General features: G+C 69.9%; 24 protein-coding genes and 1 pseudogene. 17 read left to right on the forward strand and 8 right to left on the reverse strand.

The genetic code is table 11. The features are described from left to right. Positions 1 to 37: 37 nt before the first annotated feature. From ACQPZQ_RS16560 to ACQPZQ_RS16585, 6 genes are all read left to right on the forward strand, one after another. Positions 38 to 130 carry a putative leader peptide gene (locus ACQPZQ_RS16560; RefSeq protein ID WP_433296631.1) on the forward strand — a complete coding sequence of 31 codons (93 nt, stop codon included), beginning with the start codon at positions 38 to 40 and terminating at the stop codon, positions 128 to 130. Positions 131 to 219: 89 nt separating this feature from the next. Then, the gene (locus tag ACQPZQ_RS16565) at positions 220 to 765 is read left to right on the forward strand and encodes a DUF4242 domain-containing protein (protein ID WP_433296633.1); all 546 of its coding nucleotides are present in this window, start codon (positions 220 to 222) and stop codon (positions 763 to 765) included. Next, a complete protein-coding gene (locus tag ACQPZQ_RS16570) occupies positions 762 to 1817 on the forward strand; it encodes a hypothetical protein (RefSeq protein ID WP_433296635.1) in 1056 nt (351 codons plus the stop codon). Before ACQPZQ_RS16565 ends, ACQPZQ_RS16570 begins: the two co-directional genes overlap by 4 nt. Continuing rightward, positions 1793 to 2542 carry an ABC transporter ATP-binding protein gene (locus ACQPZQ_RS16575; protein WP_433296637.1) on the forward strand — a complete coding sequence of 250 codons (750 nt, stop codon included), beginning with the start codon at positions 1793 to 1795 and terminating at the stop codon, positions 2540 to 2542. The genes ACQPZQ_RS16570 and ACQPZQ_RS16575 overlap by 25 nt, the downstream gene beginning before the upstream one ends. After that, the gene (locus ACQPZQ_RS16580) at positions 2539 to 3729 is read left to right on the forward strand and encodes an ABC transporter substrate-binding protein (RefSeq protein ID WP_433296640.1); all 1191 of its coding nucleotides are present in this window, start codon (positions 2539 to 2541) and stop codon (positions 3727 to 3729) included. Before ACQPZQ_RS16575 ends, ACQPZQ_RS16580 begins: the two co-directional genes overlap by 4 nt. Beyond that, on the forward strand, positions 3726 to 4517 hold the full coding sequence (locus tag ACQPZQ_RS16585; RefSeq protein ID WP_433296643.1) for an ABC transporter permease: 792 nt from the start codon (positions 3726 to 3728) through the stop codon (positions 4515 to 4517). Before ACQPZQ_RS16580 ends, ACQPZQ_RS16585 begins: the two co-directional genes overlap by 4 nt. Before the next feature lie 54 nt (positions 4518 to 4571). Here ACQPZQ_RS16585 and ACQPZQ_RS16590 read toward each other — a convergent pair whose 3' ends face one another. Beyond that, complete coding sequence (locus ACQPZQ_RS16590) at positions 4572 to 5474, reverse strand: TIGR03564 family F420-dependent LLM class oxidoreductase (protein ID WP_433296645.1); 903 nt, start codon at positions 5472 to 5474, stop codon at positions 4572 to 4574. An 85-nt stretch (positions 5475 to 5559) separates the two neighbouring features. Here ACQPZQ_RS16590 and ACQPZQ_RS16595 point away from each other — a divergent pair, with 85 nt between their 5' ends. Together ACQPZQ_RS16595 and ACQPZQ_RS16600 are read left to right on the forward strand one after the other, a co-directional pair. Continuing rightward, positions 5560 to 6426 (forward strand): LysR family transcriptional regulator, encoded by an 867-nt coding sequence (locus tag ACQPZQ_RS16595; RefSeq protein ID WP_433296647.1) that lies wholly within the window; start codon positions 5560 to 5562, stop codon positions 6424 to 6426. Between the two features lie 232 nt (positions 6427 to 6658). After that, positions 6659 to 7792, forward strand: coding sequence for an LLM class flavin-dependent oxidoreductase (locus ACQPZQ_RS16600; protein ID WP_433296649.1), 1134 nt, complete (start codon positions 6659 to 6661; stop codon positions 7790 to 7792). 165 nt (positions 7793 to 7957) lie between these two features. Here ACQPZQ_RS16600 and ACQPZQ_RS16605 read toward each other — a convergent pair. From ACQPZQ_RS16605 to ACQPZQ_RS16630, 6 genes and pseudogenes are all read right to left on the reverse strand, one after another. Continuing rightward, positions 7958 to 8979 (reverse strand): annotated as a pseudogene (locus ACQPZQ_RS16605) (aldo/keto reductase). 160 nt (positions 8980 to 9139) lie between these two features. After that, positions 9140 to 9598, reverse strand: a complete 459-nt coding sequence (locus ACQPZQ_RS16610; RefSeq protein WP_433296652.1) for a nitroreductase/quinone reductase family protein — start codon at positions 9596 to 9598, stop codon at positions 9140 to 9142. 167 nt (positions 9599 to 9765) lie between these two features. Next, complete coding sequence (locus ACQPZQ_RS16615; RefSeq protein WP_433296654.1) at positions 9766 to 10668, reverse strand: AraC family transcriptional regulator; 903 nt, start codon at positions 10666 to 10668, stop codon at positions 9766 to 9768. 420 nt (positions 10669 to 11088) lie between these two features. Beyond that, positions 11089 to 11733: an isochorismatase family protein gene (locus ACQPZQ_RS16620; RefSeq protein ID WP_433296656.1), complete on the reverse strand. Its 645-nt coding sequence runs from the start codon at positions 11731 to 11733 to the stop codon at positions 11089 to 11091. Between the two features lie 1293 nt (positions 11734 to 13026). Continuing rightward, a complete protein-coding gene (locus tag ACQPZQ_RS16625; RefSeq protein ID WP_433296658.1) occupies positions 13027 to 14046 on the reverse strand; it encodes an LLM class flavin-dependent oxidoreductase in 1020 nt (339 codons plus the stop codon). 67 nt (positions 14047 to 14113) lie between these two features. Next, positions 14114 to 14290, reverse strand: a complete 177-nt coding sequence (locus ACQPZQ_RS16630) for a hypothetical protein (RefSeq protein ID WP_433296660.1) — start codon at positions 14288 to 14290, stop codon at positions 14114 to 14116. Positions 14291 to 14384: 94 nt separating this feature from the next. On the opposite strand from ACQPZQ_RS16630, the gene ACQPZQ_RS16635 reads away from it, so the two are divergent. The 8 genes from ACQPZQ_RS16635 to ACQPZQ_RS16670 all read left to right on the forward strand — a co-directional run bounded on the left by ACQPZQ_RS16635 (position 14385) and on the right by ACQPZQ_RS16670 (position 23351). Beyond that, entirely contained in the window at positions 14385 to 14969 is a 585-nt protein-coding gene (locus ACQPZQ_RS16635) for a TetR/AcrR family transcriptional regulator (RefSeq protein WP_433296662.1), read from the forward strand. Positions 14970 to 15049: 80 nt separating this feature from the next. Continuing rightward, positions 15050 to 16456 carry an amidase gene (locus tag ACQPZQ_RS16640; protein WP_433296664.1) on the forward strand — a complete coding sequence of 469 codons (1407 nt, stop codon included), beginning with the start codon at positions 15050 to 15052 and terminating at the stop codon, positions 16454 to 16456. A gap of 660 nt (positions 16457 to 17116) precedes the next feature. Then, positions 17117 to 17566: a winged helix-turn-helix transcriptional regulator gene (locus tag ACQPZQ_RS16645; RefSeq protein WP_433299249.1), complete on the forward strand. Its 450-nt coding sequence runs from the start codon at positions 17117 to 17119 to the stop codon at positions 17564 to 17566. Between the two features lie 298 nt (positions 17567 to 17864). Next, the gene (locus ACQPZQ_RS16650; RefSeq protein WP_433296666.1) at positions 17865 to 18683 is read left to right on the forward strand and encodes a DUF899 family protein; all 819 of its coding nucleotides are present in this window, start codon (positions 17865 to 17867) and stop codon (positions 18681 to 18683) included. 30 nt (positions 18684 to 18713) lie between these two features. Further along, the gene (locus ACQPZQ_RS16655) at positions 18714 to 18947 is read left to right on the forward strand and encodes a hypothetical protein (protein WP_433296669.1); all 234 of its coding nucleotides are present in this window, start codon (positions 18714 to 18716) and stop codon (positions 18945 to 18947) included. A 195-nt stretch (positions 18948 to 19142) separates the two neighbouring features. Then, positions 19143 to 20732 (forward strand): GMC family oxidoreductase, encoded by a 1590-nt coding sequence (locus ACQPZQ_RS16660; RefSeq protein ID WP_433296672.1) that lies wholly within the window; start codon positions 19143 to 19145, stop codon positions 20730 to 20732. 262 nt (positions 20733 to 20994) lie between these two features. Beyond that, on the forward strand, positions 20995 to 21903 hold the full coding sequence (locus tag ACQPZQ_RS16665; RefSeq protein WP_433296674.1) for an NmrA family NAD(P)-binding protein: 909 nt from the start codon (positions 20995 to 20997) through the stop codon (positions 21901 to 21903). Positions 21904 to 22106: 203 nt separating this feature from the next. After that, positions 22107 to 23351, forward strand: coding sequence for an MFS transporter (locus ACQPZQ_RS16670; RefSeq protein WP_433296676.1), 1245 nt, complete (start codon positions 22107 to 22109; stop codon positions 23349 to 23351). Positions 23352 to 23566: 215 nt separating this feature from the next. On the opposite strand, the gene ACQPZQ_RS16675 is transcribed toward ACQPZQ_RS16670, so the two are convergent. Next, positions 23567 to 24286 carry a TetR/AcrR family transcriptional regulator gene (locus ACQPZQ_RS16675; RefSeq protein WP_433296678.1) on the reverse strand — a complete coding sequence of 240 codons (720 nt, stop codon included), beginning with the start codon at positions 24284 to 24286 and terminating at the stop codon, positions 23567 to 23569. 110 nt (positions 24287 to 24396) lie between these two features. On the opposite strand from ACQPZQ_RS16675, the gene ACQPZQ_RS16680 reads away from it, so the two are divergent. Then, positions 24397 to 25563, forward strand: coding sequence for an FAD-dependent oxidoreductase (locus ACQPZQ_RS16680; protein ID WP_433296680.1), 1167 nt, complete (start codon positions 24397 to 24399; stop codon positions 25561 to 25563). The last annotated feature ends 246 nt before the right edge of the window (positions 25564 to 25809 follow it).

A 25809-nucleotide genomic window follows, 5' to 3' on the forward strand; every position in this document is an offset into this window, starting at 1 on the left:
CTACAGACCGACCATTCTGTCTGTTACTGTCGGCCGCGTGAGCCCCGCCCTGCTGGTGCAGCGCCGCCACGTCGACCTGCTTCGGGTCGTCTCCGCGGCGTGTCGGGCCTCGCTGTCCCTGTCGGTCTGAGCCGACCCGTTCCCCCGCCACTCATCTGAGGGCGTCGCGCTGCCGCGTCGCGCCGTGGCCGACGCCTGCGTCGTTTCTGGGAGAGAGCCATGCCGTTGTTCCTGTTCGAGCTGACCGTCGTCCCTGCCGAGCGCACGGCCGTGAACGCACTCGTCGACGAGGTGAGCAAGGCCGCCGCCGACGCTGGAGCCGATCTCATCGAGTCGCAGGTCACCGCCGGACTTGACCGCGTCTTCGCCGTCGTGGAGGCCGCCGGCTCCGCCCCGCTGTCCGCGGGGATCAACCGGACGACGGTCTCCTCGGCCGCGGACGTCAGCGGCCCCGACCAGGTCCGGCTCGTCGGCGCCGACCTGGCCGCGCTCAAGGCCGCTCGTCCGAGCGCGGGTTACCTCGTCGAGTGGGATCTGCCCGCCGATCTGGACATGGAGACCTACCTCGAGCGCAAGCGCACGAAGGCTCCCCGCTACGCCGACGTGCCCGAGGTGAGCTTCCTGCGCACCTACGTGCGCGAGGACATGGAGAAGTGCCTGTGCTTCTACGACGCCCCGGACGAGGACGTGGTGCGCCGCGGCCGCGCCGCCGTCGACACCCCGATCGACCGCTTGCACGCGCTCGACGCCGGGACATCCGAATGAGTCAGGACGGCTCCGCCACGCTCGCCGCGGCACCGGCCGACGCCGCCACTCTCGTGGTGGCCCAGGCCCGGGAGCTGGCGGCTGACATCGACGCAGGACGGACGGACCCGCGGGCCACCGTCCGGCTCGCCGGCGGCCTCGGGCTACTCGACACCCTGCTCGTGCGGGTGACCGGTCTCGTCGAGGAGGTGGCGGGGGAGTGCCTGAGCACGGCGTTCTCCCTGTGGGCGCAGCGCATGGTTCTCACCTATCTCCGCGCCGCCGCCTGCGCCGACGCGGAGCTGATCGAGGGTGTCGGCAGCGGAGCCCTGCCCGGTTGCACCGCGATGGCTCCCGCACTGCGGGACGTCGCAGGGATCGCCCCGGTTCCCGTCGTCGCCGAACGCACGTCCGGCGGGCTGCGGTTGCACGGACCGATCCACTGGGCGTCCCAGCTCTACCCGGACGCGCTGGTGGTGCTCCCGGTGCGCATCGGCGAGGACCCCGGCACCGCGGAGCGCGCCGTCGTCCGGATCCGGCTCTCCGATCCGGGTGTGCAGGTGGCCCCGGCCCCGCCGCTGCTCGCGCTGGACTCCACCGCGTCGTCGTCCGCCCGGCTCGACGGCGTGGCCGTGGCGCCCGACGCCCTGCTCTCCACCGACCTCGCGGGGTTCGTCGCGACGGTCCGCCCCACGTTCCTGCTGCTGCAGACGGCCTTCTGCGCCGGCCTCGCCACGCGGTGCGTGACGGAGAGCGCCGCGCACCTCACCGGCGTGAACCTCGCTCTGCAACCGGACCACGACGAGCTCGGCGCCCGCCTCCTCGACGTGCGGCGCCGACTGCACCGCTGGGCCGCCCGTCCCGACGAGCCCGAGAAGGCCGAGCTGCTGCGGCTGCGGCTGGACTCTGCCGCGGTAGCCGTGGCAGCGGCGCGTCTCGAGGCCACGCTTCGCGGTGGTGCCGGCTACCGATCCGGCAGCGCGGTGGCCCGGCGTCTGCGCGAGGCGTCCTTCCTGCCCGTGCAGGCTCCGACGGAAGGGCAACTGCGGTGGGAACTGTCGCGCTGCGCCTGACCGGCGCCACGAAGCGCTACCCGGGCAAGACCGTGCTCGACGGCGTCGACCTCGACGTCGAGCGGGACGCCCGGCTCGTCGTGCTGGGTCCGAGCGGCAGCGGGAAGTCCACGCTGCTTCGCCTGCTCGCCGGGCTGGAACCGCTCGACGCGGGCACGGTGAGCAGGCCCGACGGCGGCACCGGGGTGATGGGCACGGTGTTCCAGCAGCCCCTGCTGCTGCCGTGGCTGAGTGTTCGGGAGAACGTGGCGCTGGGCGGGCGTTACCGGGTCAACCGCGAGCGCTTCGAACCGACGCGCGTTGACGAGCTGCTGGACCTGTTCGGGCTCGCCGACCTCGCACCGGCTCGGCCGGCGCAGCTCTCGGGCGGGGAGGCGCAGCGGGTGGCGATCGCACGGGCGGCGGCCGTGGCGCCCGAGGTCCTGCTGCTGGACGAGCCGTTCAGTGCGCTCGATCCCGCCACCCGCCGGGGTATGCAGACCTGGCTGCGGGAGACCGCCGACCGGCTGGGTGTCGCCGTCGTGCTGGTCACCCACGACGTCGACGAGGCGCTCTACCTCGCCTCCGAGATCGCGCTGCTCGACGGCTCGGGCGCGCTCGCCGGGCACTGGCAGCAGCTGCCCCCGGTCGCGCACGACGACCTCGCCACCCACCCCCTGCGGGCGGAGCTGTTCGCCGGCTACCGGTCGCAGGTCGGCGCCGCGGCCGGGGGAGCGGTGACGTGACGGCCGGCCGCATCGGGCGTCGCGCGTTGCTCGCGGGGGGCGTCGCGCTGGGCGCCGCCGGTGCGGCCGGCGGGGTGGCCGGTGTCGCCGACCTGGTGACGGCGCCGCGCTCGACGGCGCGGGGCGGCACGGCCGGCGGGTCGGTGAGGATCGGCTACCTGCCGATCACCGACGCATCCCCGCTGCTCGTCGCGCACGCCGACGGGCGGTTCGCCTCCGCAGGCCTGTCCGTCGATCGACCGGTGCTGTTCCGCGCCTGGGAGTCGCTCGCGCAGGCCTTCCTGGCCCGCGAGATCGACGTGGCGCACATGCTGATGCCCTTCGCGGTCCAACTGCGATACGCGCTGGGCGCGCAGCTGCGCGTGCTGGCGTGGAACCACACCAACGGCTCCGCCCTCACCGTGGGCCCCGAGGTCACCGCCCCCACGGACCTGGCCGGGCGCCAGGTGGCGATCCCGTTCTGGTGGTCGATCCACAACGTGCTGCTCCAGCGGATGCTGCGCGATGCAGGTCTCGTTCCGGTGGTGCGCCGTCAGCCGTCCGCGGCAGGGCGCACGGTCGGGCTCGTCGTGATGAGCCCGGCGGACATGCTGCCCGCCCTGGACACGGGCACGATCGCGGGCTACGTCGTCGCGGATCCGTTCAACGCCGCCGCCGAGCTGCGCGGGGTCGGCCGGGTGCTGCGCTTCCTCGGTGACGTGTGGCGCGACCACGCCTGCTGCGTGGTCGTGGTCCGTCGCGAGCTCGTCGAGCGGTCGCCCGACACCGTGCGGGCGCTCACCGACTCGCTCGTCGGAGCCCAGCTGTGGATCGGCGGGCACCGCGACGAGGCGGCCGCCCTGCTCACGAACGGCCGGTACCTCCCCCAGCCGCGGCCCGCGGTCGCGAAGGCGCTCAACCGCTCGGCGGCCCAGTACGCGAGCGTCCTCCAGGAGCCGACATGGCACGGGGAGCGCATCGGCTTCGCCCCCTACCCCTTCCCGACCTACACCGCGGCTCTCGTCGCAGCGATGCGTGAGACCGTCGTCGACGGCGACACCAGCTTCCTCGACCGTCTCGATCCGGCCGCCGTGCACGCCGACCTGGTCGACGACCGGTTCGTGACCGCGAGCCTGGACACGGTCGGCGGACCCGCGGCGTTCGGCCTGTCCTCCTCGCTTTCCCGCACCGAAGGGCTCCTCCCGTGACGGTGACCGCCTCTCCCCGCGCCCACACCGCGCAGCAGCGGGTCGCAGGCCCGACGGGCGCGCTCCTCCCAGCCGTTGCCGGAATCCTCGTCGCCACCGCTGTGTGGTGGACGATCACCACGGTCCTGACGGCACCGGACTCGATGCTGCGCGCGTTCGCCCCGCAGCACGCGCTGCCCGCCGTCGTCGACCTTGCCCGGCAGGGTGTCCTTCTCGACGACGTCGCGACGAGCCTGTGGCGGCTCCTCGTCGGCCTCCTCGTCGCCGCCGTGCTCGGCCTCGCGATCGGGCTCGCGGTGGGGCTCCTCCCGCTCCTCGACGCCGCAACCGGGCCGGTGTTCCAGTTCTTGCGCATGGTCTCGCCGTTGTCGTGGGCGCCGGTGGCGATCGGGCTCTTCGGGATCGGGCACCGGCCGGTGTACTTCCTCGTGGCAGCCGCCGCGATCTGGCCGATCGTGCTCAACACGATCGCCGGGGTCCGCTCGATCGACCCTGGCTTCCTGCTAGCCGCCCGGTCGCTGGGCGCGACCCGTGCCGAGGCCCTCACCACCGTCGTGCTGCCGGCGATCCGACCGCACGTCCTGACCGGGCTGCGGCTCGCCTTGGGCATCGCCTGGGTGGTGCTGGTGCCCGCCGAGATGCTGGGCGTCACCTCCGGGCTGGGGTACGAGATCCTGAACTCCCGCGACCAGCTCGCCTACGACCAGGTGATGGCCTTGATCCTGGTGATCGGGCTACTCGGGTTCGTGCTGGACACGCTCGCCCGTTGGCTGCTCAGCGGCCGGTAGGGCATCGCGAGGGCGGGCAGGTCCGGACCCTCCGGCGTGGCTCGCGGTGGCGGGTCAACGGGCTCGTCGGGCGAGATCGGCGAAGAACGCGATCGTGCGAGCGCGGTCGTCCTGCGGCCCGCTGGAGAGGAGCACGAGCTCGGTCGCACCGGCGTCCGCGTAGCGCCGCACGGCGGCCTCGACGTCCTTCTCGTCCCCGGCGACGATGACGTCCTCCAGCCCCGCGGCGCCCTGCCGATCCAGCGAGCCGCGATAGCTGGGCAGCGTCGCGGCAAGTGCGAGGTGTTCGGCGACGTAGCGCCGCGCGCGGTCCGGGTCTGCGGTCACGGTCGCGTTGAGCCCCACCACCACTCGAGGCGCCGCCCGGCCCGCGGCCGCGGTGGTGACCGTCGGGACGATGTAGTCGGCGACCAGATCCGGGCGGGCCCAGAGCGTGAGCACACCATCTGCCCGCTCCCCGGCGAGGGTGAGCATGCGGGGACCATGGGCGGCGAGCAGGACCGCTGTTGGGGTCGCGCCCGGTGCGTCGACCCCACCCGCCGCCGTGACCGTGCGCCCGTGGAACTCGACGTCCTTGCCCTGCAACAGCGGGACGAGAACGTCGAGGTGCTCCTGCACCCGGCTCACCGGGCGATCCCACGGCAGACCCAGTCGCTGCTCGACGACCATCTGGTGGCTGGGCGCCACGCCGAGCGTCAGCCGACCGCCCACCGCGGCCTGCGCCGTCAGGACCTGGCCGGCGAGGAGGAGGGGATGGCGCCCGAAGAGCTGGGTGACTGCGGTGCCGACCTCGATCCCCGGTGCGCGCTCACCCAGCGCCGCCAGCGCCGTGAGCGGGTCCCAGCCTCCCACGTCGCTCAGCCAGGCCCGGGCGAAGCCGTCCGCCGCTGCCCGTTCGATCCTCGCGAGCACCTCGGGCAGCGGTGCGGAGCCCTCGATCGACAGTCCGATTCTCATACCGGCCAGCACAGCGTGGGGGATCACAGCCGGCAATGGGCAACTACCCTGCGCACGATAACGAGCAGTGATCGTGGGAGGTCAGGTGGAACTGCGGCAGCTGCGTTCCTTCGTGGCAGTGGCCGAGGATCTGCACTTCGGCCGAGCCGCCTCCCGGCTCGGCCTCGTGCAACCCGCCGTGAGCCAGCAGCTCAGCCGGTTGGAGCGGGAGCTGGGCGTGCGGCTGCTCGAACGCACCTCCCACCGGGTGGCCCTCACCGACGACGGGATCCGTGTGCTGGCCGAGGTGCGTGCTGCGCTGGCCGCCGTCGACCGCATCCGCGACGTCGCAGGCGTGCTCGCCAGGGGCCGGGCGAACGTGGTGCGGTTGGGGACGGCACCGGGGCTGGGGCGCCGGCTGCTGCACGGGCTCACCACACTGCGCGGCATGGCGCCGGACGTCGAGTTGGTCCTCGTCGACGGCGCCGGCCCGGCACACGCAGCAGCCGTCGCTGCCGGGGAGCTGGACATGGCGCTGGTCCGTGGCCCCGTCGTTGCCGCGGGGGTGCGCGCGACCCAGGTCGGGGCCGACGAGTTGCTGGCGGTCCTGCCGGCCGCGCACCCCGCCGCCGCCGAACCGGCCGTGCAGGTCGAGGCACTCGCCGACCTGCGCCTGCGACTGCCGTCGGCCGCCGGTGACCCTGCGTTCCACGACGCAGTGATCGCCCGCTGCGCGGAGGTGGGCTTCGTACCCGGCCGTGGTCGCCACGTCGTCTCGGTCGAGGACGCCGCCCTCGAGATCGCCGCCGGGGCCGACGCGTGGACCGTGGTCGTCGGCGAGCAGGGCGATCCCAGCTCCTGCTCTCTCGCGGTGCGGCCCTTCGACCCGCCCCTGTGCGTGCCCGTGCAGCTGCTCCAGCCCGCCACCGGAGCTCGCCGTTGTCAGGATCGGATCGCCGACGTCTTCAGGTGACCGTGTCGTCGGCGTGCACCGAGGCCACTTGTCTGCACGACCGTCCCGGACGACGATGATGGTCATGGAGCCAGGGTGTTTCCTGGAGGGGTTCTGGCCGTCCCGGCGCGGTCTCGCGTTCGACGAGTTCTGTCGCTGACCCGGATCTCCCCGTCAGTCCCTTCCCGGGCTGCCCCACCGTGAGTGACGTGCAGGGCGCTCGGGCCGTGCCCCACACCCTGGAGTTCCCCCGATGACCGTGCCGGTCACTCCCCTGTCCGTTCTCGACCTATCCCCGATCTCCTCAGGTTCGACGGTCGCGGAGGCGCTGCAGCACACCGTCGACCTCGCACGGCATGCCGAGCGGCTGGGCTACCGGCGCTTCTGGCTCGCCGAGCACCACCTCAACCCAGGGGTGGCCGGGTCCGTCCCTGCGCTTCTCATCGCCGCCGTCGCGCGCGAGACCCACCGCATCAGGGTCGGCTCGGGAGCGGTCCAGACCGGCCACCGCACCCCCCTCTCAGTGGTCGAGGAGTTCGGCACCCTCGACGCGCTGTACCCGGGCCGGATCGACCTGGGTCTCGGCCGCTCGGGTGGGCCGCGCACCCCGAGCAGGGCCCCGGCTCCGGTCGAGAGCGTCGCCGTCGGCACGCGAACGGTCGGCGGGGTGGTCATCCCCTCGCGGTTCTCCCACGCGGGCCTGCTCGCCTCGCCGCGGTTCCGGGCACAGGCTGCCCTGATCCGCCAGCCCGACGCGAGGACGCCGCCGTACCCCGAGGTCGTCGAGCAGGTGCTGGCGCTCTTCGAAGGCAGCTACCGCACCCCCGAGGGAGTGGCGGTGCAGGCCGTGCCGGGAAGCAAGGCCGGCGTCGAGCCGTGGATCCTCGGCAGCAGCGGAGGGGAGAGCGCCGAGGTCGCCGGGGCGCGGGGTCTGCCGTTCGCAGCGAACTACCACGTGAGTCCCAGCTCAGTGCTCGAGGCCGTCGAGGGGTACCGGGGCGCGTTCCGGCCGTCAGCTCGCCTGGCTGCTCCGTACGTGATGGTCTCGGCCGATGTGGTCGTCGGGCCCGACGACGAGACGGCTCGTGAGCTCGCGGCCGGTTACGCCCCGTGGGTGCGCAGCATCCGCACCGGCGTGGGAGCGATCCCCTTCCCCACCCCCGCCGAAGCCGCAGCGCTGACCTGGACCGACGAGGAGCGCAAGCTCGTAGCCGACCGGGTGGCCACCCAGTTCGTGGGCTCGGCGGGTGGCGTCGTCGACCGGCTACGAGCGCTGCGTGACGTCACCGCGGCCGACGAACTGCTGATCACCACGATCACGCACGGACACGCCGACCGGGTGCGGTCCTACGAACTGCTGGCCACGGCATGGGCGGAGCAGTCGTAACCGATCGATGCGCGACACCTCGACCCACGATCCGCGGTGACATGGTTTCCGGCACCCGTACCCTCGCCGCGGGACCATCGCGCATGGCAGTCCCGGTCGGCGTCACGGTAGCGGGGCCGGTTCGGCGACGGGGCTCCGTATGACGGAGCGTCACCTGGTGGTCGTTCAGGCGGCGGAGCGCTCAGCGACGGGTCGGCGACGCAGGCTCACGTTCGAGACGGCCGGAGGCGTGTAGGCCACGTCGTTGGTGTCGGCGTCGGTACCCGGTGGGGCGATCTCGTCGATCCGGTCGAGGATCTCGTCGTCCAGGGTGACGTCGGTGCCGGCCAGGAGGTCGTCGAGCTGTTCCATGGTGCGCGGCCCGATGATCGCCGAGGTGACGCCCGGGTGCGCGAGCGCGAACGCCATCGCGCGGTGGGTCATCCGCAGGCCGGCCTTCTCGGCGAGCGGGATGACCTGTTCGACCACGTCGAGCTTGCGCTCGCCGAAGTGCCCCGGCATGAGGCCGGACCGGTGGCTGTCGGCCTGCCGGCCCTTGCGGAATCGGCCGGTGAGCATGCCTTGACCCAGCGGGCTCCAGACCAGCGTGCCCATGCCGTGGCGCTGAGCGATCGGCAGCACCTCGCGTTCGATGTTCCGGTTGATGATCGAGTACGGCGGCTGCTCGGTCCGGAAACGCTCAAGGCCGCGCCGCTCGGCGACCCACTGCGCCTCGACGATCTCCGAGGCCGGGAAGCTCGACGTACCGATTGCACGCACCTTGCCGCTGTGGATCAGGTCGGACAAGGCCGAGAGTGTCTCCTCCACATCGACCGTCGGGTCGGGGCGGTGGATCTGGTAGAGGTCGAGGTGGTCGGTCTGCAGGCGGCGTAGGGAGCTCTCGACTGCGGTGACGATCCAGCGCCGTGAGTTGCCCTTGTGGTTCGGGCCGGTGCTCATCGGGTAGTGCACCTTGCTGGCGAGCACGACGTCGTCGCGGCGGCCCCTGAGCGCCTTGCCGACGATTTCCTCGGATTCACCGTGGGAATACACGTCGGCGGTGTCGACGAAGTTGATCCCTGCGTCCAAGGCCTTGTGGATGATCCGGACCGAGTCGTCGTGATCGTTCCCACGGCCCCGAACATCATGGTGCCCAGGCAGTACGGGCTGACCTCGATTCCGGTCCGGCCCAGCGTGCGGTACTTCATGCTTCTCCTGTGGACGTGGTCGTGGAGCGTGAGTGAGTGCCATCGATACGCGCAAATCGGCAGACGCGTGTTGCGGCGGCCTGCGTTGGTAGACGCCGTGCGACGGGGCGGACCCGACATGCTGACGTTGAGAACCCGGAGACGGGCCCGACGCCACCGATTACTGAGATTCGGACCATTCGGATCGCGCCGAAGGCTCAGTCCGCAACTGCTTGTCGTCGAACACGATCTCGACCAGCGGACTGCGCGCGAGCCACTCGTCGAGGTCCTGGCGTCGGCTGACCCGCGCGGTGATCTCGGGCTGGTTCTGCAGGTCGAGGACAGCGGTGATCACCCGCCGTCGTGTCGGCTCGTCCACCGGCCTCGCGGTCGCGGGCAGGTCGGCCGTCACCCCGTGCTTGAGATGGACGACGAACCGCGGGTTGGCGCGCAAGTTCGCGCACCAGCTGCGGGGAGCGGGCGTGCCGGTCAGGTACCAACGACCGTCGACGCGGTGGAACCAGACCTCGATGCGTCGCGGGATACCGCTGCGCCTGCCCAGCGTGGTGATGTCGATTGTGCGCTCGGTCGTGGAGGAGTGCGGCCCGATGTCGAGAGCGCGGGCTACAGCGTCGTCCATGGTCACAGTCCGCTCTGCCGCTCGTTGTCGGGGGATACGTCGTCGCCCCCAACTCCGGTCCGGCCCAGCCTGCGGTGCTTCATACTTCTCAGGAAATCAGCGCTGCTGACGCCGGGCTAGCAAGATCCTCTCGCGTGTTTGCACATTCCTCTTCGCTCATGCGGCGTTCACGGCAGCGCTGCGCCAGCGGGCCCCGCTCCACCACGCAATCGAGCCGCATCGACGCTGGGCGGGACACCGAACTGGCGCCGGTACTCTCGGCTGAACTGGGACGGACTGTCGTACCCGACACGCTGGCCGACGCCTGTGATGTCGTTCGGACGATTCGTCAGAAGGAGTCTCGCCGCCTGCAATCGGATGTTCTTCTGGAACTGAATCGGGCTCATTGCCGTCACCGCCTGGAAGTTCCGGTGGAAGGCGGAGACGCTCATCCCCGACAGCTGTGCCACCTCCTCGACCCGGAACGGCCGGGTGTAGTTCTCCCGGATCCACCGCACGGCACGTCTGACGTGGGCCAGGCTGCTGTCCGCCACGCCGAGCTGGCAGACGACGTCACCTTGTTCCCCGGTCATCAACCGCCAGAGGATCTCGCGCTCGTACAGCGGGGCCAGTGTTTTCCGGTCTCGTGGCCGGTCGAGCAGGCGCAGCAGCCTCACCACGGCGTCGAGCAACTCATCCGGGGCGTCGCTCACCGCGATCCCTGGCTGCGCCGTGCCAGGAGACCACGGCAGATCCCCCGGCTCGGCCTGCAGCAGCTCCGCGATGACGGCAGGTTCCAGAGTCATTCCGAAGCCGAGCGTGGGCATGCCGGGAGCGACGTCCATGACATGTCCGGTGACCGGGACGTCGACCGAGGCGACGAGATACTGACCGGCGCCGTAGTCGTAGAAGCGGTCGCCTAGCGCAAGACGCTTGCCGCCCTGGGCGATGACCGCCAGCACCGTCCCGGACATCGAGGACTCCGGCGCAGCGGCGTAGTCGACCTTGCAGATCCGGACGCCGTCGATGGAGGTAGCCAGATCAGGACGCGCATGCCGGTCCAGCAGCACACGAAGCTCGTCCAGAGACACTTCACGATTGCAACACAAAACCTACGGAGGCACGCGAGCGCCTCATGGAGCGGACCTCTGCCGCCACAACGGACTGAGCGTGCGGCCGCCAGACCCTTGCCGACGCGCTCGCCGGGACCAGCCGGGACGGCGCAAACCCGGAAATCGGAGGGACGATCCGCAGCGCCGTCGCCCCCGGCCACCTGCGGGGAGGCAGGTGCTCGCGCCGCGGGGCCGGTGGATGTGCGCGCCGCGAGGGAACGCCGCGATGCGGAACGGCGGCTCCAGTGGTCCAGGCTGCGATCGCCGGTGCCGATTGACCCGACCGGGTCCGGCTCGGTCACAGACGCGACCTGCCCCATTGCGGCGGTGGCGGCGGATTCGACGCCGGCGGGCGCACCGGCGCTGCTGATCAGCAGCGATGCAGGTTGACGGTGCCTCTTACATTCTCTCGACGGCTTCGTCCGTCGACAGCACGGCGTGTGCCAAGTACCGGTAGTTGACAAGTGCCGCCGGATAGCCGTCTCCCCAGACGGGGTGCCGGGGGGCAGCCGTTGCGTCCGCGACGACAGCTACCTCGAATCCCTGCTCGATGAGGTCACGCAAATGGGACTCGACGCACATGTTCGCCAGCATTCCGCCCAGGATGACCCTGTCGATCCCACGCTTGCGCAGTTGCAGTACCAGATCGTTGGTTTGAGGCCCGAAGACCTTGTGCGGGCTGACGACGACGGTCGCTCCGTCCTCGATGTAAGGCTTGAAGCGGTTCAGCCAGTCGGCGCCCGAATTCGTGAAGCCAGTCAGGTCGAGCTGTCCGGGGCGCTCAAATGTATGAGTATCGAACTCGGCCGTCTCGAGCGGACCGTTCATTCGCCACCCGTTGTCGGTGGGATAGAAGTAGTGGGGAGAGATGAAGACCTCGTATCCACGGGTCTTTGCGGCCTCGAAGATTCGCTCCATGTTCTCGACGGTCTTGTTCTCTGTGACACTCGCCCCCAGTACCCCCCAGTTGACTCCATGTTCACTCAGGACGTCATTCTGAGGGTCGATGAAAACAACTGCCGTGTTGGTGTTCTCGAATTCCATTCGTACTCCTTTGTGCCGATGTTAGATGTGATGATTGTTTGAGGGCTGCTGCCATGCGGCGCCGTCGCGCACGCGCTGCTCGCCTTGACCAGCGTGACGAATTTGTCGCGGAACCGGCTCCGCGGCGGTCTTGTTCCCTCGGCTGCCAAGCGGTGACGTCGGCAGGTTCCGACTGGCTCTATGGAGGGAATGATCACGTTCTGGATCTCGTCGAGCTCTATCGATGGCGGCTTGGCCGTCACAGCGTGCGGCAGGAAAGCCGCGGGTCTGCCCAAGCCGCGATCGGTGCGCCGTAGGGACAGCGGACCAGTGATCGGGCTGCCGGCGTGGCCTTCATCCTGAAAACGAGACCGTAACGGGACGTCTGCGAACGCAGGTGCGGCGTGCGAGACGAGTTCGGTCCGTTCGGACGGGTTGGCGCAGGTAAACAGAGTTCCTCATGGCAGGGCGAGGCGGTCCTGGATGGCGTACCTCAGTCGACCGCACCGGACCATCTCGGGACGGGCGTTTCCTCGTCAGCCGATGGGCATTTCCTTCTTGAAACTTGCAGGACCAGGTCGCGAACGTGGGTGCCCGCGTCGGGCAGCATTCGGTACTTCCCGTGGCCGTAGGCGTTCATGGTCGCCTCAATGGCGAGTGGCCAGGGCTGGGCCTGGTTCTTGCCCGTGGGCTTCCTGAAGCCGGCGGTGGCGGTCGGCGAGGGCGTAGGCGCAGCGCGCGGAGGTGGACGGCGCGGTTGTTGCGCCGGGTCTTGGTCGGCAACTCGCGCAGTTGGCTATCGCCGCGTTGTGCGCTCTGGAAATCCGCAGGGTGCGCGCGGCGGAGTCGACGTCGTCCCGGTGCAGGGCGCAGGCTTCGCGCTGCGGCGCAGCCCGGGCATGAGCAGCAGGGTCCAGAGGGCGTCGAGGCGGTCTGAGGACTCCTAAGCGTCTTTCATACCGTCCGTCCCGGGGACGGGCCGGACTGCGCCGGACGGCATACCCGGCGGCCGCTACCTCGCGCTCCTCTCCCGGGCGGAGCGCGCCTGAGGACCGCAGGCCACGCGCCGACAGGGGAGCTGTGCGACGGAGACGAGGTGATCCCCGCCGGCCGCAGGTCGTCCCAGCGTCCCCGATCGGCGTCAACCCCGCTACGCACCCCGATCCCGCCGGTGGTCGCGACGAGTTCTCTGACACGGAACCCGTGTTGATCCAGGAACGTGTGGCGCCGACCGGCCTGGCGGTGGTCCTGGATCGGGGAGGCACCAGCGGATTCGTTCCGCTTCAACGTCCAGCGCCGACCTCTCCCGCCGGATCAGCGCCAGCCCAGCTCGGGGGCGAGGTGGGTGAGCACGCTCTCGATGACGTGGGCGTTGTATTCGACGCCTAGCTGGTTGGGCACGGTCAGGAGCAGCGTGTCCGCAGCGGCGATCGCCTCGTCCTCGGCGAGGTCGGCGACCAGCTTGTCCGGCTCACCCGCGTACGTCCGGCCGAACCGGGCGTTGCCCCCGTCCAGCCAGCCGACCTGGTCGGTGCTGTCCCGCTGCTGCCAGAAGAGCTGCCGATCGAGGTCGTTGACGATCGGGAAGATGCTGCGGCTGACCGAGACGCGCGGCTCGCGGTCGTGCCCAGCGGCCTCCCAGGCGTTGCGGAACCGCTGGATCTGTTCGGCCTGGAGCTGGTGGAAGGGCACGCCGGTGTCCTCGGAGAGCAGCGTCGAGCTCATGAGGTTCAGCCCCTGCTCGGCCGTCCACTCCGCGGTCGCTCGGGTTCCTGCGCCCCACCAGATCCGGTCCCGCAGACCTGCTGAGTGCGGCTCGACCCGCAGCAGGCCGGGCGGGTTGGGAAACATCGGGCGCGGGTTGGGCTGGGCGAAGCCCTTGCCCTTGAGCACCTCGAGGAACACCTTGGTGTGCTCGCGCGCCATGTCGGCATCGCTCGTGCCCTCCGGCGGCACGTGCCCGAAGTAGCGGAAGCCGTCGATCACCTGCTCCGGTGATCCGCGGCTGATACCCAGTTGCAGCCGGCCACCGGAGATGAGATCGGCGGCACCGGCGTCTTCCGCCATGTAGAGCGGGTTCTCGTACCGCATGTCGATCACGGCCGTGCCCAGCTCGATCCGGCTGGTCCGCGCCCTGGCCGCGGCCAGCAGCGGGAACGGGGAGGCGAGCTGCTGGGCGAAGTGGTGTATCCGGTAGTACGCGCCGTCGGCGCCCACCTCCTCCGCGGCAACCGCGAGCTCGATCGACTGCAGCAGCGCGTCAGCCGCCGACCGCACCATCGAGTGCGGCGCCGCCGACCAGTGCCCGAAGGAGAGGAACCCTATCTTCTTCACGCTGCAACCAACTCGGCGGCGACGAGCGGCATTCCGCTCCCATCTGCGCCGGGCTGGCGAGCGGTGTTCAGGACAGCGTGGGGATCACCGATTCCCCGTAGGCCTCGATCGTCTGTTCGCGTGCGTCGTGCATGGCGTAGATGGCGAATTGGTCGACCCCGAGTTCGCGTAGTTGGGCGAGTTTGTCGAGTTGGGCGGTGGGTGGTCCGAGCATTCTCAGCGCTGGTGGGCCGGTCACCCGCATGCCACGACTTGACACAGCCCTACCAGGTCCCAGGTGCGATGGCACTCGTCACAGTCTCTAGACGACCGGTCTAATCCGGTGCCACCGTGGCGCCATGCCAGCCAAGATGGGAACCCGTCAGAGCCTTCTGGACGCCGCGCGGAGGATCGTCCTCGCCAAGGGTTACGCCGCGGTCGGCATCAACGAGGTGCTCGCCGAGGCCGGCGTGCCGAAGGGGTCGTTCTATCACTACTTCGATTCCAAGGACGCCTTCGGCGAGGCGATGATGAAGAGCTACTTCGACGACTACTTCGCGACCATGGACGGCATCGTCGCCCACACGGAGAAGAGCTCGGCGGAGCACCTGATGCGGTACTGGCAGTACTTCTACGACACCCAGGTCGCTGACGACTGCCAGGGCGGGTGCCTGGTCGTCAAGCTGGGTACGGAGATCGCCGACCTGTCGGAGGCGATGCGCGTCGCGACGAAGGACGGGACCGCGGCGATCGTCGACCGTCTGGAGCGGATGATCGTCGACGGCATCGCGGACGGATCCGTGTCCGTCGACGACAGCCCCCGCGCGACGGCTGAGGCCCTCTACGACCTGTGGCTCGGGGCGAGCATGATTGCGAAGATCCATAGCAACCCCGGCCAGCTCGACCGCGCCATGGCGGTCACGCGCCGGGTTCTCCACGTCTGACGAGACACCGCCGCCTGCGGCACACCGGGCCCAGGCTGTGTCGGTTACTAGTAGACCGGTCTAAGAGAGAGGAATTCATCATGACCACCGACCTCATCCACTCCGACGCGACCGAGCTCGCCGAGCTGATTCGCGCCAGGAGGGTTTCCTCCGTCGAGGTGGTGCAGGCGCACCTCGACCGCATCGAGGCCATCAATCCGAAGCTCAACGCCGTCGTCACGCTCGCCGACGGTGCGCTGGACGCCGCGAGGGCGGCGGACGAGGAGCTCGCAGCGGGTACGCAGGTGGGGCCGCTCCACGGCGTGCCCTTCACGGCCAAGGACGCGTTCGACACCGCCGGGGTGCTCACCCAGCGCGGCTCGCCCATCTTCGCGGGGCGTATCCCCGACACGGACGCCACCAGCGTGGCGCGTATGAAGCGCGCCGGCGGGATCCTCCTGGCGAAGACCAATCTCCCGGAGTTCTCCTACTGGATCGAGTCCGACAACCTCCTGACGGGCAGGACGAACAACCCCTGGGACATCAACCGCTCGTCCGGCGGCTCGAGCGGCGGCGAGTCCGCCGCGATCGCGGCCGGGATGTCGCCGCTCGGACTCGCAAGCGACCTGTCCATCTCGGTGCGCGGTCCGGCGGCCGACACCGGTGTCGCGGCCCTCAAGCCGACGCACGGGCGCATCCCGATGACGGGGATCTGGCCGCGGGAGCCGCGCCGTGACTGGCATGCCGGTCCGATGGCCCGCACCGTTCGCGACCTGGAACTGGCGTATTCACTGCTGGCCGGTCCTGACGGCGCCGACGGCTTTGCCACCGTCCCGCGCGAGTTCGACGCCGGCCTGGGCGCCTCGCCGGACCGGCCGGTCCGCGTCGGCTGGCTGGTCGACTCCGGGCTCGGTCCGACCGACCCGGAGGTCGCGGCAACCGTGCAGGCGGCCGCCGACGCACTGCAGGGAGCAGGGGCCCGGGTCGAGGCCGTGAGCATCCCGGCTCTCGAGCGGGACAACCCTCTCGACCTCTTCATGCGGCAGCACGTCATGGAGGTGAAGCCGGCCTTCCGGGAGGTCACCGCGGGTCACGAGGACCAGATGTTCAGCTACTCCAAGACCTTGCTCGCCCTGCCCGACACGTCCGTGGAGGACTACGTCCTGGCCGAGCAGGGCATCGAGCGGCTCCGGGACGGGTTCGCGGAGTACTTCCAGCGGTACGACGTGCTGCTGCTCCCGGTGACGACGATCCCTGCGCACGCGCACCAGCTCGGGCAGTTCACCCTCGACGGACGGACGGTGGACGCCTTCCACGTGAGCTCGACGACCGTCCCGTTCAGCCTGACGGGCCTCCCGGCCCTGTCCATGCGGTTCGGCACGAGCAGCGACGGCATGCCGATCGGTGTGCAGTTGGCGGCCACCTGGCACGCGGAGTCGACGATCCTGCACATCGCTTCGCTGCTGGAGTCGCTGAGCCCGGTCCGCGACCAGTACCCCGTCCTCTGACGGCCGGGCAGGGCCCATGCCGGGTGCCTCGAGGGGATCGATGACCAGCACGCCCCTCGAGGCATCCGGCTGCGCCGGGCCAAGGGCGACGCGGCCCGGCCCTGCCCCGCCGGGCGTACGTGAGGAAGGCACTCAGGGCGTTGGCGGCCGCCGTGACCGGGCGTCGGTTCAGGTGCAGGCACCGCTGCGCGGTGGTCGGCGATCCGTCCGTGCCCGGCGATCGTGCGAAGCACGTGCACAGGGACGCCGGCATCTGCCATCACGTCAGGCCGGTGTGACGGAGGGCGTGCCGTCGCAGGTGCTCGAGGCCGAGGCCCCTGACGACCTCGTCCCAATGAGCAGGGTCCGCTTGAGCGCCGCAGCGCGGCATGGCTCGGGCCGGCGCGCCGGATCATCCGGCCGGAGCGGCCTACCCATCCGAGCCGTGCTCGTCAGGGACCAGCCGGATGCGCCCGCCCCGGCGGCGGTCGCGGGCCGACTCGAGCAGCCGGTGATGGAGCACCGGATGATTCGGTCAGTCCGCCCGATGTGGCGGGTCGCTGCTGGTGGCGGGTGTGACGCCGGGCATAACACTTTGGTTTTCAAAGCGTCCAGCGTTAGGTTCGTGGCGTGAGTACGACTCGGATCGATCCCGCGTCGCTGCCTGGCCGGCCGTGTGCAATGGCGGCAGCGTTGCAGCTCGTGGGTGAGCGTTGGGCGATGTTGGCCGTGCGTGAAGTTGTTCTCGGCCAACATCGATTCACCGAGATTGCTCGCAACACCGGTGCTCCGACAGATCGGCTCGCCAAGCGGCTGCGCGAGCTGGTGACTGCCGGGATCTTGGAGCGACGCCCGTTGGGAGAGGGAGGTGGTCGTGATGGCTACTTCCTCACCGCGGCGGGGCGGGATCTGGCGCCCGTCATCCAGGGGCTGATTTCGTGGGGCAACCAGTGGGCGGTGTCGTCGCCGACTCGGCAGCTGCGTCATCGCGACCACGATTTGGTGCCGGCCGTGGTGTGCGCCAGCTGCGGTGAGGTGGTGGGGGACGCTGAGGTTGTGCTCCGCGACGATGCGGCGACTTCGTCGGAAGGTTCCGGTTCTCGTATCGAGGATGGCTCAGGTTCGCTGTAGAGGAGTGATGATGACGGATGTCGGTCGTCCGGTCAGCTCGGTGAATCAACGCCGGCTCGCTGTTTCGCTCGGCATGCCGTATGAGGTGTCGGAGCACTCTCTATGAAGGTTTCGGTGATGACAGGATCGCCGAGGTCGGCCGTGTCCTGGACGCGAAGGTAGCGGGGATCGTTTCGGCGCTGGGTGCTGAGCCTCCGGCGGAGTTGTTGTCACGGTAGTACCGCGCTGTCTGCAAGTCGGATATCGCAGGTCGTTGGGCCGGGTCCAGTCAACGCATTATCTCAAAAAGGTTCGACGCGTGTCCGAGGCCGACAACCGGGCGATCGAAGCACGAGGAAAGGATGAGCCGATGGCCCTCAAGGGTGGTCCACGTGATATGAGCAAGTGGTCGGCAATGCTGCGCGATCCGAACATTCAGTTTCCTGGCGAGTCGACCGAATACCGGCAATCACGCAAGAAACTGCTGGAAGCGGAGGAAAGGCTTCGGCAGATCAACGAGCAGGTAGCGGCGCAGCGGCGGGCTCTGCCGTCCGGCGGCCTCCTCGCTCAGGACTACGTCTTCGAGTCCGCCGCCGACGGAAGCGAGGTGCGCTTCTCCGAACTGTTCGCGTCGAGCAAGAACACGCTTGTCATCTACAACATGATGTTCCCGCGTTGGGCGGAGGACCCGCGAGCGGGTGCTGTGGAGGGGCAGACGGCTCTGCTGCCGCTCGTCGAGCAGCCGTGCCCGTCGTGCACCTCGGTCGTCGACGGGCTCGAAGGTGCCGCCTTCCACCTCGCCGAGCGGATCAACCTCGTCGTGATTGCGAAGACGGACGCGGCTCGGCTCGGCGCCTACGCCTGGGAGCGCCAGTGGCGGAACCTGCGGCTCCTGTCGTCGAAGAACAACACCTTCAACCGCGACTATCACGCCGAAACAGCGGACGGTGTTCAGCTGCCGATCCTGAATGTGTTCTCCCGCGACGAGGACGGCATCCACCATCGGTGGGCGAGCGAGCAGGTCTTCGCACGCGGGGACTCCACGGCCATGGACCCGATCTGGCCGATCTGGGGCGCTCTCGACCTGACACCGGAGGGCCGCGGAGAGTCCGCTGCCTACCCCTCGCTGCAGTACTAGCGGAGCCCAGGATTCCCGCCCGGCTCGGGCGTGCCCACGACGGCGCCGCCCGAGCGCAGCCAACCCGAGTACCGGCTCGTCACCGGGGACTTCCCGGGTCACGGGGGCTGGGGAGGGATGTACGACATCCGGCCGGGACCGATCCACGACATCGTCGAGGTCTTCGCGGTCTGGCAGCGGCAGCTGTCCGAAGACGTGAGCCAGGCGGTGGCTGCGGGTGGGCTGCCCGCCGCCACCATCCGGAGCAGCTCGTCTTCGAGTTGATCAGCATCTTCATGAGTCTCAACCAGGTCGTGCAGCTCTTCGGGGTCGCAACCGCCGCGATGGGCGGATAGGCCGGGCTCGATTACTGAGAGTCGGGCCGAGGGTTTCGTTCGCGGGCTGGGATGCCGGTGCGTTTCGTGGCATCCGTGCTCACGGTCTGGCGCGGTTGTTTCGATCTATTCTTGAAGGAGCCTTGTGTCCTATATGGACGTGTTCGACTACGTGATCGTGGGCGCCGGCAGTGCTGGTTGCGTGCTGGCCGGGAGGTTGAGCGAGGACCCGGGCCGGCGGGTGTTGCTTCTGGAGGCCGGGGGTGAGGACACGCCGCCGGCGGTGCGGATCCCGGCGGCTTTCGCGACGCTGATGGGCACCGAGTGTGACTGGGGCTATAGCACCGTCAGACAGACCCACACCGGCACCTCGGTCCGCATGCCGCGCGGCCGGATGCTCGGCGGGTCCTCCTCGCTCAACGCCATGGTCTACATCCGAGGCAACCGCGCCGACTACGACGGCTGGCGTGACCATCACGGCGCGGCCGGTTGGGGGTTCGACGGCGTGCTGCCGTACTTCGTCCGCGCGGAGGGCAACAACCGCCTGGCCGGGCCGCTTCACGGCACCGACGGGCCGTTGCGGGTCGAGGACAAGGTGTTCGATCACGAGGTCTGCCTGGCCTGGGTGGAGTCAGCGGCCGAGTGGGGGCTGCGCCGCACGGACGACTTCAACGGCGAGTCCCAGATGGGGGCCGGTCCATTCCAGCTGACCTGCCACGACGGGCAGCGCTGGTCCGCGGCGGATGCCTACCTGCGGCCGGCCTTGGGAAGGCCCAACCTCGAGGTCCGCACCGGCGCGCAGGTGACCAGGGTGGTCGTCGAGAACGGCCGCGCGGTCGGTGTCGTCTACCGCGAGCGTGACGGCGCCGGCAAAGACGACGAGGTCGCCGTCCGTGCCGACGCGGAGATCCTGCTGTGCGGCGGAAGCATCAACTCCCCGCAGCTGCTGTTGCTCTCGGGTATCGGTCCCGCCGACCACCTCCGTGAGTTCGGCATCGACGTCGTCGTGGACCTAGCAGGAGTCGGGTCCAACCTGCACGACCACCCCACCGTGCCGGTGATCCAGGTGATCACGGGACCCGACCTCGCCGACCTCGCCGCCACCCCGGAGGCACGGGCACTCTGGGCCCAGCGCCGGCGCGGCCCCCTGGCCACCAGCCCCTCCGAGATGTGCGCCTTTTTCTCCACCCGCGGCAGCCTGACCGTGCCCGACATGCAGGTGCACGCCGGCGCTATGCCGTTCGCGGACACCCTCGCTCCGCCCGGCCGCCCTTGCTTCACGACCGCCGTCTCGCTGCTCGCGCCCCGCAGCCGCGGCGCCGTGAAACTGCGATCGGCCGACCCCCTGGGCCGTCCGGAGATCGACCTCGCCTTGTACGACGACCAGCGCGACCTCGACGATCTCGTCCACGGACTGCAGAACACGATCGCCATGACGGAGACCGACCCTGTGGCGCAGTACCTGGTCGAACCGCTGCTTCCGATCCCGACCGACCTCGACGAGGGCGCCCTGGCCGCGTATGCCCGCCGATGGACGCAGACCATGTACCACCCGGTCGGCACCTGCGCGATGGGCACAGGCGACGACGCCGTCGTGGACCCCCACCTGCGGGTGCGCGGAATGGGCGGACTACGCGTCGTGGATGCCTCCGTGATGCCACGAATCGTGCGGGGAAACACCAACGCAGGCACGATCATGATCGCCGAGAAAGCCGCCGATCTCATCCGCAGTTGATGGCGGTCCAGGAGGTCCGTACAGCGCCGACGTGGCGTGAATTTGTGGAACCGTGACAGTTCCGGGACCCACACGAGCGACGCACCCTATCGACGGCGAGCCCGCCGAGGTGGTGCGGATCGTCGAGGACTACGGCCAGTGGCTTGTTGCGTCCACAGAGGCCGTGTCACCGCATGGACAGCACTCGGCGTCCGAGAGTCGAGCCCCGAGACGCGCTGTTCTCCCTTCGCCAGCAAGTGGTAGTCCTACGAAAGGTGTTCAGATGACTCACGATGACAGGCTGTTCCTGGTCACCGGTGCGACCGGCAGGACCGGAGGCGGCGCGATCAAACTGCTGCTCCAGCGCGGCCATCGCGCCCGGGCGATGGTGCATCGGGAGGACGAACGCTCCCGCGCGCTGGCCGAGGCCGGCGCCGAGATCGTCGTGGCCGACCTGCACGACCTCGACGGCATGACCACTGCGCTGCATGGGGTCACCGGCGTTTACTTCTGCCACCCGATCCTGCCGGGCCTGGTGGAGTCGACCGTCATCTTCGCCCAGGCGGCGACCGAGGCCGGGGTTCGGTCGGTGGTCAACATGTCGCAGATCTCCGCCCGCCGCGAGGCGGGCAGCAACGCCGCCCGGCAACACTGGTTGTGCGAGCGTCTGCTCGACCGGACCAACCTGCTCACCACACACATCCGGCCGACCTTCTTCGCCGAATGGCTGACGGTGCAGTGGGAGAGGCGGGGTGGCGAGGGTTATCTGCGGCTCCCGTTCGGCGAGGGCCGCCACGCCCCGATCGCCGCGGCCGACCAATCCCGCGTGATCGCCGCGCTGCTGCGCGACCCCGAACCGCACAACCACGCGGTCTACACCCTGCACGGCCCGGTCGAGCAGAACCACCACGAGATCGCCGGGGTAATGGCCACCTCACTCGGCATCCCCGTGCACTACGAGCCGATCAGCGTTGAGGAGTTCGCCCTGGCGATGCGCGAGCGCGGGCACGACGAGCATCTCGTCCAGCACCTCAGCAACGTCGCCGTCGACTACCAGAACGGCGTGTTCGCCGGCACCAACGACAACATCGAGAAGCTGGGTGGGCAGCCGCCGCTGTCGGTCGAACAATACGTGCGGCAGAACCTCTCCGCTTTTGAAACCAGCGGCCCCCGCTTCGTACCCGCGCCCTGATTGCGCATGGGAGTCCTACCCCTCGTACGTCGAGGCGTACGTGATCTCACCCGAGATGGACGACGTCGTTCAGGCCGCGGGCCCTGACCGGACCCCGACGACCCGTTCACCTCGATCTGACGTCGGACCTGTGGGGAGGGACACTGCCTGCCGGTGCCTCGCTGACTGGTGAAACGAAAGTCTGAAGGCCTACGCTGCTCCCCATGCTCAACCGGATTCGTCACGCCGCTCCGCGTGCGGCATGGGCATCACCGGCGTTCATGGCGGGAGCGGTGGCTCTGGCCGTGCTGTACGTCGGCAACAACCTGCCCAGCGCTCTATACGGAACGTTTCGTGCCGATCTGGGATTCTCCGCGCTGACGCAGACCCTGCTCTACGCCATCGCGGTCGCGGTGATCCTGCCCTGCCTGCTGGTGTTCGGACCGCTCTCCGACGTGGTGGGCAGGCGCGTGCCGATGATCGTCGGGCTTCTCGCGTTCCTGGCCGGTGACGCGCTGTTCGCTTCCGCGCAGGGTGTCGGCTGGTTGTTCGCGGCCCGCCTGGCCCAGGGGTTCGGCATGGGGGCGGCCACCGCGGCCGCCCAGGCGACCCTGGCTGACAGTGTCGGGCGGATCATGCCCGGTGACCCCGCGCGGGGCCATCGGCGGGTGGCCATGACCGCAACAGCGTGCATCACCTTCGGTCTGGCGGTGGGGCCGTTGCTCGGCGGGCTCCTGGCCCAGTACGCACCGGCACCACTGCAGCTGGCGTTCGTCGTGCACGCCGCGGCAGTGGTGGTCGCGCTGGTGGCGGTGGTCTGCGCGGCGCCGGGACGAGCAGCTGCCGCAGGCGGTCGGTGGCGCCCGGCCCGCCTCGGTGTCCCGGCGGATGTCCGTCGCACCTTCCTCGTGGCGAGCGCCTCGTCGTTCCTGGCCTGGGGTGTGCTCGGAGCGTTCTCCGCGGTGCTGCCGTCGTTGGTCGGTGACCTGCTCGGCACCACCAACCTGGCACTCACGGCCAGTGCGCTGGCACTCATGATCGGCACCTCCGGCGCGGCGCAGCTGGTGTTCCGGCGGCTGCGCCCGCTGCCCGCACAGGCCTGGGGACTGGGCGCACTGGCCCTCGGTCTGGCTCTGCTCGTGCTCGCGGACATGGGTGCAGGCGCTGTCGTCACGGTGCCGGCCATGCTGAGCACCGGCGTGGGGCACGGGCTCGTGTACTCCGGGGCGCTGCGGGAGATCACCGAGACCACCCCGCCGTCCGAGCGTGGCGCGGTCACGAGTACCTACTACGTGGTGAGCTACCTCGGTCTCGGCGCTCCGGTGATCGGGCTCGGGCTGCTGGCGGCACAGCACGGTTTGGAGGTCGCCACCCAGTGGGTCGCCGTGGTCATCGCCGTACTGTGCGTCCTGTTCGTGCCGCTGGTCTTCGGGGAGCTGCGCCGACGTCCTGGTTCCGCGACGCTGTAGCGGCCGCGTCCGGCGATCGCCAGGCTGCCTCGCGACCTGGGAACGCTCAGGGTCGTTTTCGACATCTTTCTCGACAGGCGCTTCTGCTCGTCGTGGGTCTGGATCTGCTCGTACCGCATCGCCACCGCCCCCGAGCCGAGCTCCAGCCGGTCCACGAGCGCCAGGGCTGAGCTCTCCCGCCGCCCTCCGCTATCGGTCGGGAGATGAACCCGTCGTCAGCCCGGGCGGCCGATCCCCGCCGCCAGCCCGTCGAGCACCATCGTCAGGCGACGTTCGAACACCACGTCCGGATCGGGGGAGTCCTCGGCCTCGATGATCAGCCGCCGCAGGTACGGGAGCTTGCCCTCCTGCAGCAACTTCGAGATGAACGGCCCGGTCTGGCGCTGGTAGCCCGCGAAGTCCAGGCCGGTGCGCCGTTGATCTTCGACCTCTCCCAGTTCCTGCACGACGAACCCCCGGGTGAACTGCAGGGCGGTGGACAGCAGGTCCATCATCGCGTCGATGTCGAGACCGAGCCCGTCCACGCAGGCCAGACCGGCTTCGAGGAACTGCCGGGCGTTGGGCCCGAGGGTCGGCCGGTGCCCGAACCGGGCGATCCACGGGTGGGCGTGGTGCAGCCGGCGTGTCTCCCGGGCCAGCCGGGCGACGTCGGCCCGCCAGCTCCCGGACGGGATCCCGGTCAGGTCCAACTCACCCAGCACCGCGTCGTACATCAGCTCGGTCAGGTCGTCCTTGCTGCCGACGTGCCGGTAGAGCGCCATCGGGCTGTGGTCCATCCGCGCCGCGACCTTGCGCATCGAGACCGCGTCGACCCCGTCCTCGTCGGCCAGGGCGATCGCGACCGCGGTGATGGCCCTGTGGTCGAGGGTGCGCGCTGGCCCCCGCCCCTGGCTGGAGAGACGTGCCCAGATGACGGGCGGCGGTTCGTCGGTCACGGCAGCGCTCCTCGCGTGGATTGCGGGAATCCTACGGGACGCTTACGGTGTACTCGACCAGTCGCATACGCTGTACACGTCTTACCGCCGACGCAATTCGAGGTATCGACATGCCCTCTTCGTCCGCCCTGTCCATCGCCGTCGTAGGCGGCGGCCTCAGCGGGCTGGTGCTGGCCCGCATCCTGCAGCAGCACGACATCGCCAGCACCGTCTACGAACTCGACGCCACCGCCGACTCCCGGCGGCAGGGCGGCCTGCTCGACCTGCACGTCGAGTCCGGCCAGTTGGCCTTGCGCGAAGCGGGACTGCACGAGCAGTTCCGCCGGCTGACCCGGCCGCAGGCGGAGGCGATGCGGGTGATGGACAAGGCGGGCACCGTCTTCATCGACCAGGCCCCTGACGACGGGTCGGGTGAAAGCGGACGACCCGAGATCGACCGGACGGAACTGCGCGCCCTGCTGCTGGATTCGCTCGACCCGGGACGGATCGTCTGGGACCACAAGCTCAGCCGGGCCCACCGCTTGGACGACGGACGGTTCGAGCTCGCTTTCGCCAACGGCTCGCGCCGGACCGCCGATCTGTTGATCGGGGCCGACGGCGCCTGGTCGCGAGTCCGGCCCCTGCTCTCGAGTGCCTCCCCGGAGTACGCCGGGATCAGCTACGTCGAGTTCCACGTCACCGATGCCCCGACCAAGCTGCCCGCCTCGGCCGCCCTGGTCGGCACCGGGAGCCTGTTCGCCCTGTCGGACAACAAGAACCTCGGCGGGCACGGAGGCCGCGACCTGCACCTGGGAGCCATGCTGCGGACCGCCGTTGACTGGATCGAGACGCGCGGCGTCGACTGGTCGGACGTGGCCGCCGCCCGCACCGCTCTGCTGGCGGAGTTCGCCGACTGGACCCCGGCGCTGACCAACCTGATCCGCCACTGCGACGACGAGATCGTGGCTCGCCGGATCTACGCCCTGCCCATCGGCCACTCGTGGCCGCGCATCCCGGGCGTGACCCTGATCGGCGACGCCGCCCACCTGATGTCGCCATTCGCAGGCGAGGGCGCGAACGCCGCGATGCACGACGCCCGTGAGCTGGCGCTGGCGCTGATCGAGCACGGTGACGACGTGGAGGGCGCGCTCCACCAGTACGAGACGGCGATGTTCCCGCGCGCCGAGGCCGCCGCCCGGCAGTCCGCCCGTGGGCTCGATCTGTGTTTCGCCGACGACTCTCCACGGGGAATGGTCGAGTTCTTCGGCAGGATGGGCGTCCCCGTCACCTCGCACTGATGGCGCGCCGCGCGCGGCGCCCAGGGCTAGCGACCGGTCAGAGCCGCCGAGCGTATGCGACCAGATCCTGTGCGGGGTCGACCGCGAATCGGAGGATGGCCCGCTGCCGCTGGCTGCGACCAGTGTCCACTGGTACGGACTTCCCCAATCTGTCGATGCGGCGCTCGTCCGGGAGGCGTGCTGTGCGGCAGAGCGGCCCCGAGACGGCAGGCGATCAACAGTGTCTTCTGTGCTGACCCCGAGCGG

The organism is Pseudonocardia sp. CA-142604, from assembly GCF_050948475.1.
Lineage (GTDB): Bacteria > Actinomycetota > Actinomycetes > Mycobacteriales > Pseudonocardiaceae > Pseudonocardia > Pseudonocardia alaniniphila.

Coding starts and splice junctions, on each gene's coding strand:
- ACQPZQ_RS16565 (WP_433296633.1), top strand. CDS start 220: ATGCCGTTGTTCCTGTTCGAGCTGACCGTCGTCCCTGCCGAGCGCACG.
- ACQPZQ_RS16570 (WP_433296635.1), top strand. CDS start 762: ATGAGTCAGGACGGCTCCGCCACGCTCGCCGCGGCACCGGCCGACGCC.
- ACQPZQ_RS16590 (WP_433296645.1), bottom strand. CDS start 5,474: ATGAGAATCGGACTGTCGATCGAGGGCTCCGCACCGCTGCCCGAGGTG.
- ACQPZQ_RS16600 (WP_433296649.1), top strand. CDS start 6,659: ATGACCGTGCCGGTCACTCCCCTGTCCGTTCTCGACCTATCCCCGATC.
- ACQPZQ_RS16610 (WP_433296652.1), bottom strand. CDS start 9,598: ATGGACGACGCTGTAGCCCGCGCTCTCGACATCGGGCCGCACTCCTCC.
- ACQPZQ_RS16620 (WP_433296656.1), bottom strand. CDS start 11,733: ATGGAATTCGAGAACACCAACACGGCAGTTGTTTTCATCGACCCTCAG.
- ACQPZQ_RS16630 (WP_433296660.1), bottom strand. CDS start 14,290: ATGCGGGTGACCGGCCCACCAGCGCTGAGAATGCTCGGACCACCCACC.
- ACQPZQ_RS16635 (WP_433296662.1), top strand. CDS start 14,385: ATGCCAGCCAAGATGGGAACCCGTCAGAGCCTTCTGGACGCCGCGCGG.
- ACQPZQ_RS16640 (WP_433296664.1), top strand. CDS start 15,050: ATGACCACCGACCTCATCCACTCCGACGCGACCGAGCTCGCCGAGCTG.
- ACQPZQ_RS16645 (WP_433299249.1), top strand. CDS start 17,117: ATGGCGGCAGCGTTGCAGCTCGTGGGTGAGCGTTGGGCGATGTTGGCC.
- ACQPZQ_RS16665 (WP_433296674.1), top strand. CDS start 20,995: ATGACTCACGATGACAGGCTGTTCCTGGTCACCGGTGCGACCGGCAGG.
- ACQPZQ_RS16670 (WP_433296676.1), top strand. CDS start 22,107: ATGCTCAACCGGATTCGTCACGCCGCTCCGCGTGCGGCATGGGCATCA.
- ACQPZQ_RS16680 (WP_433296680.1), top strand. CDS start 24,397: ATGCCCTCTTCGTCCGCCCTGTCCATCGCCGTCGTAGGCGGCGGCCTC.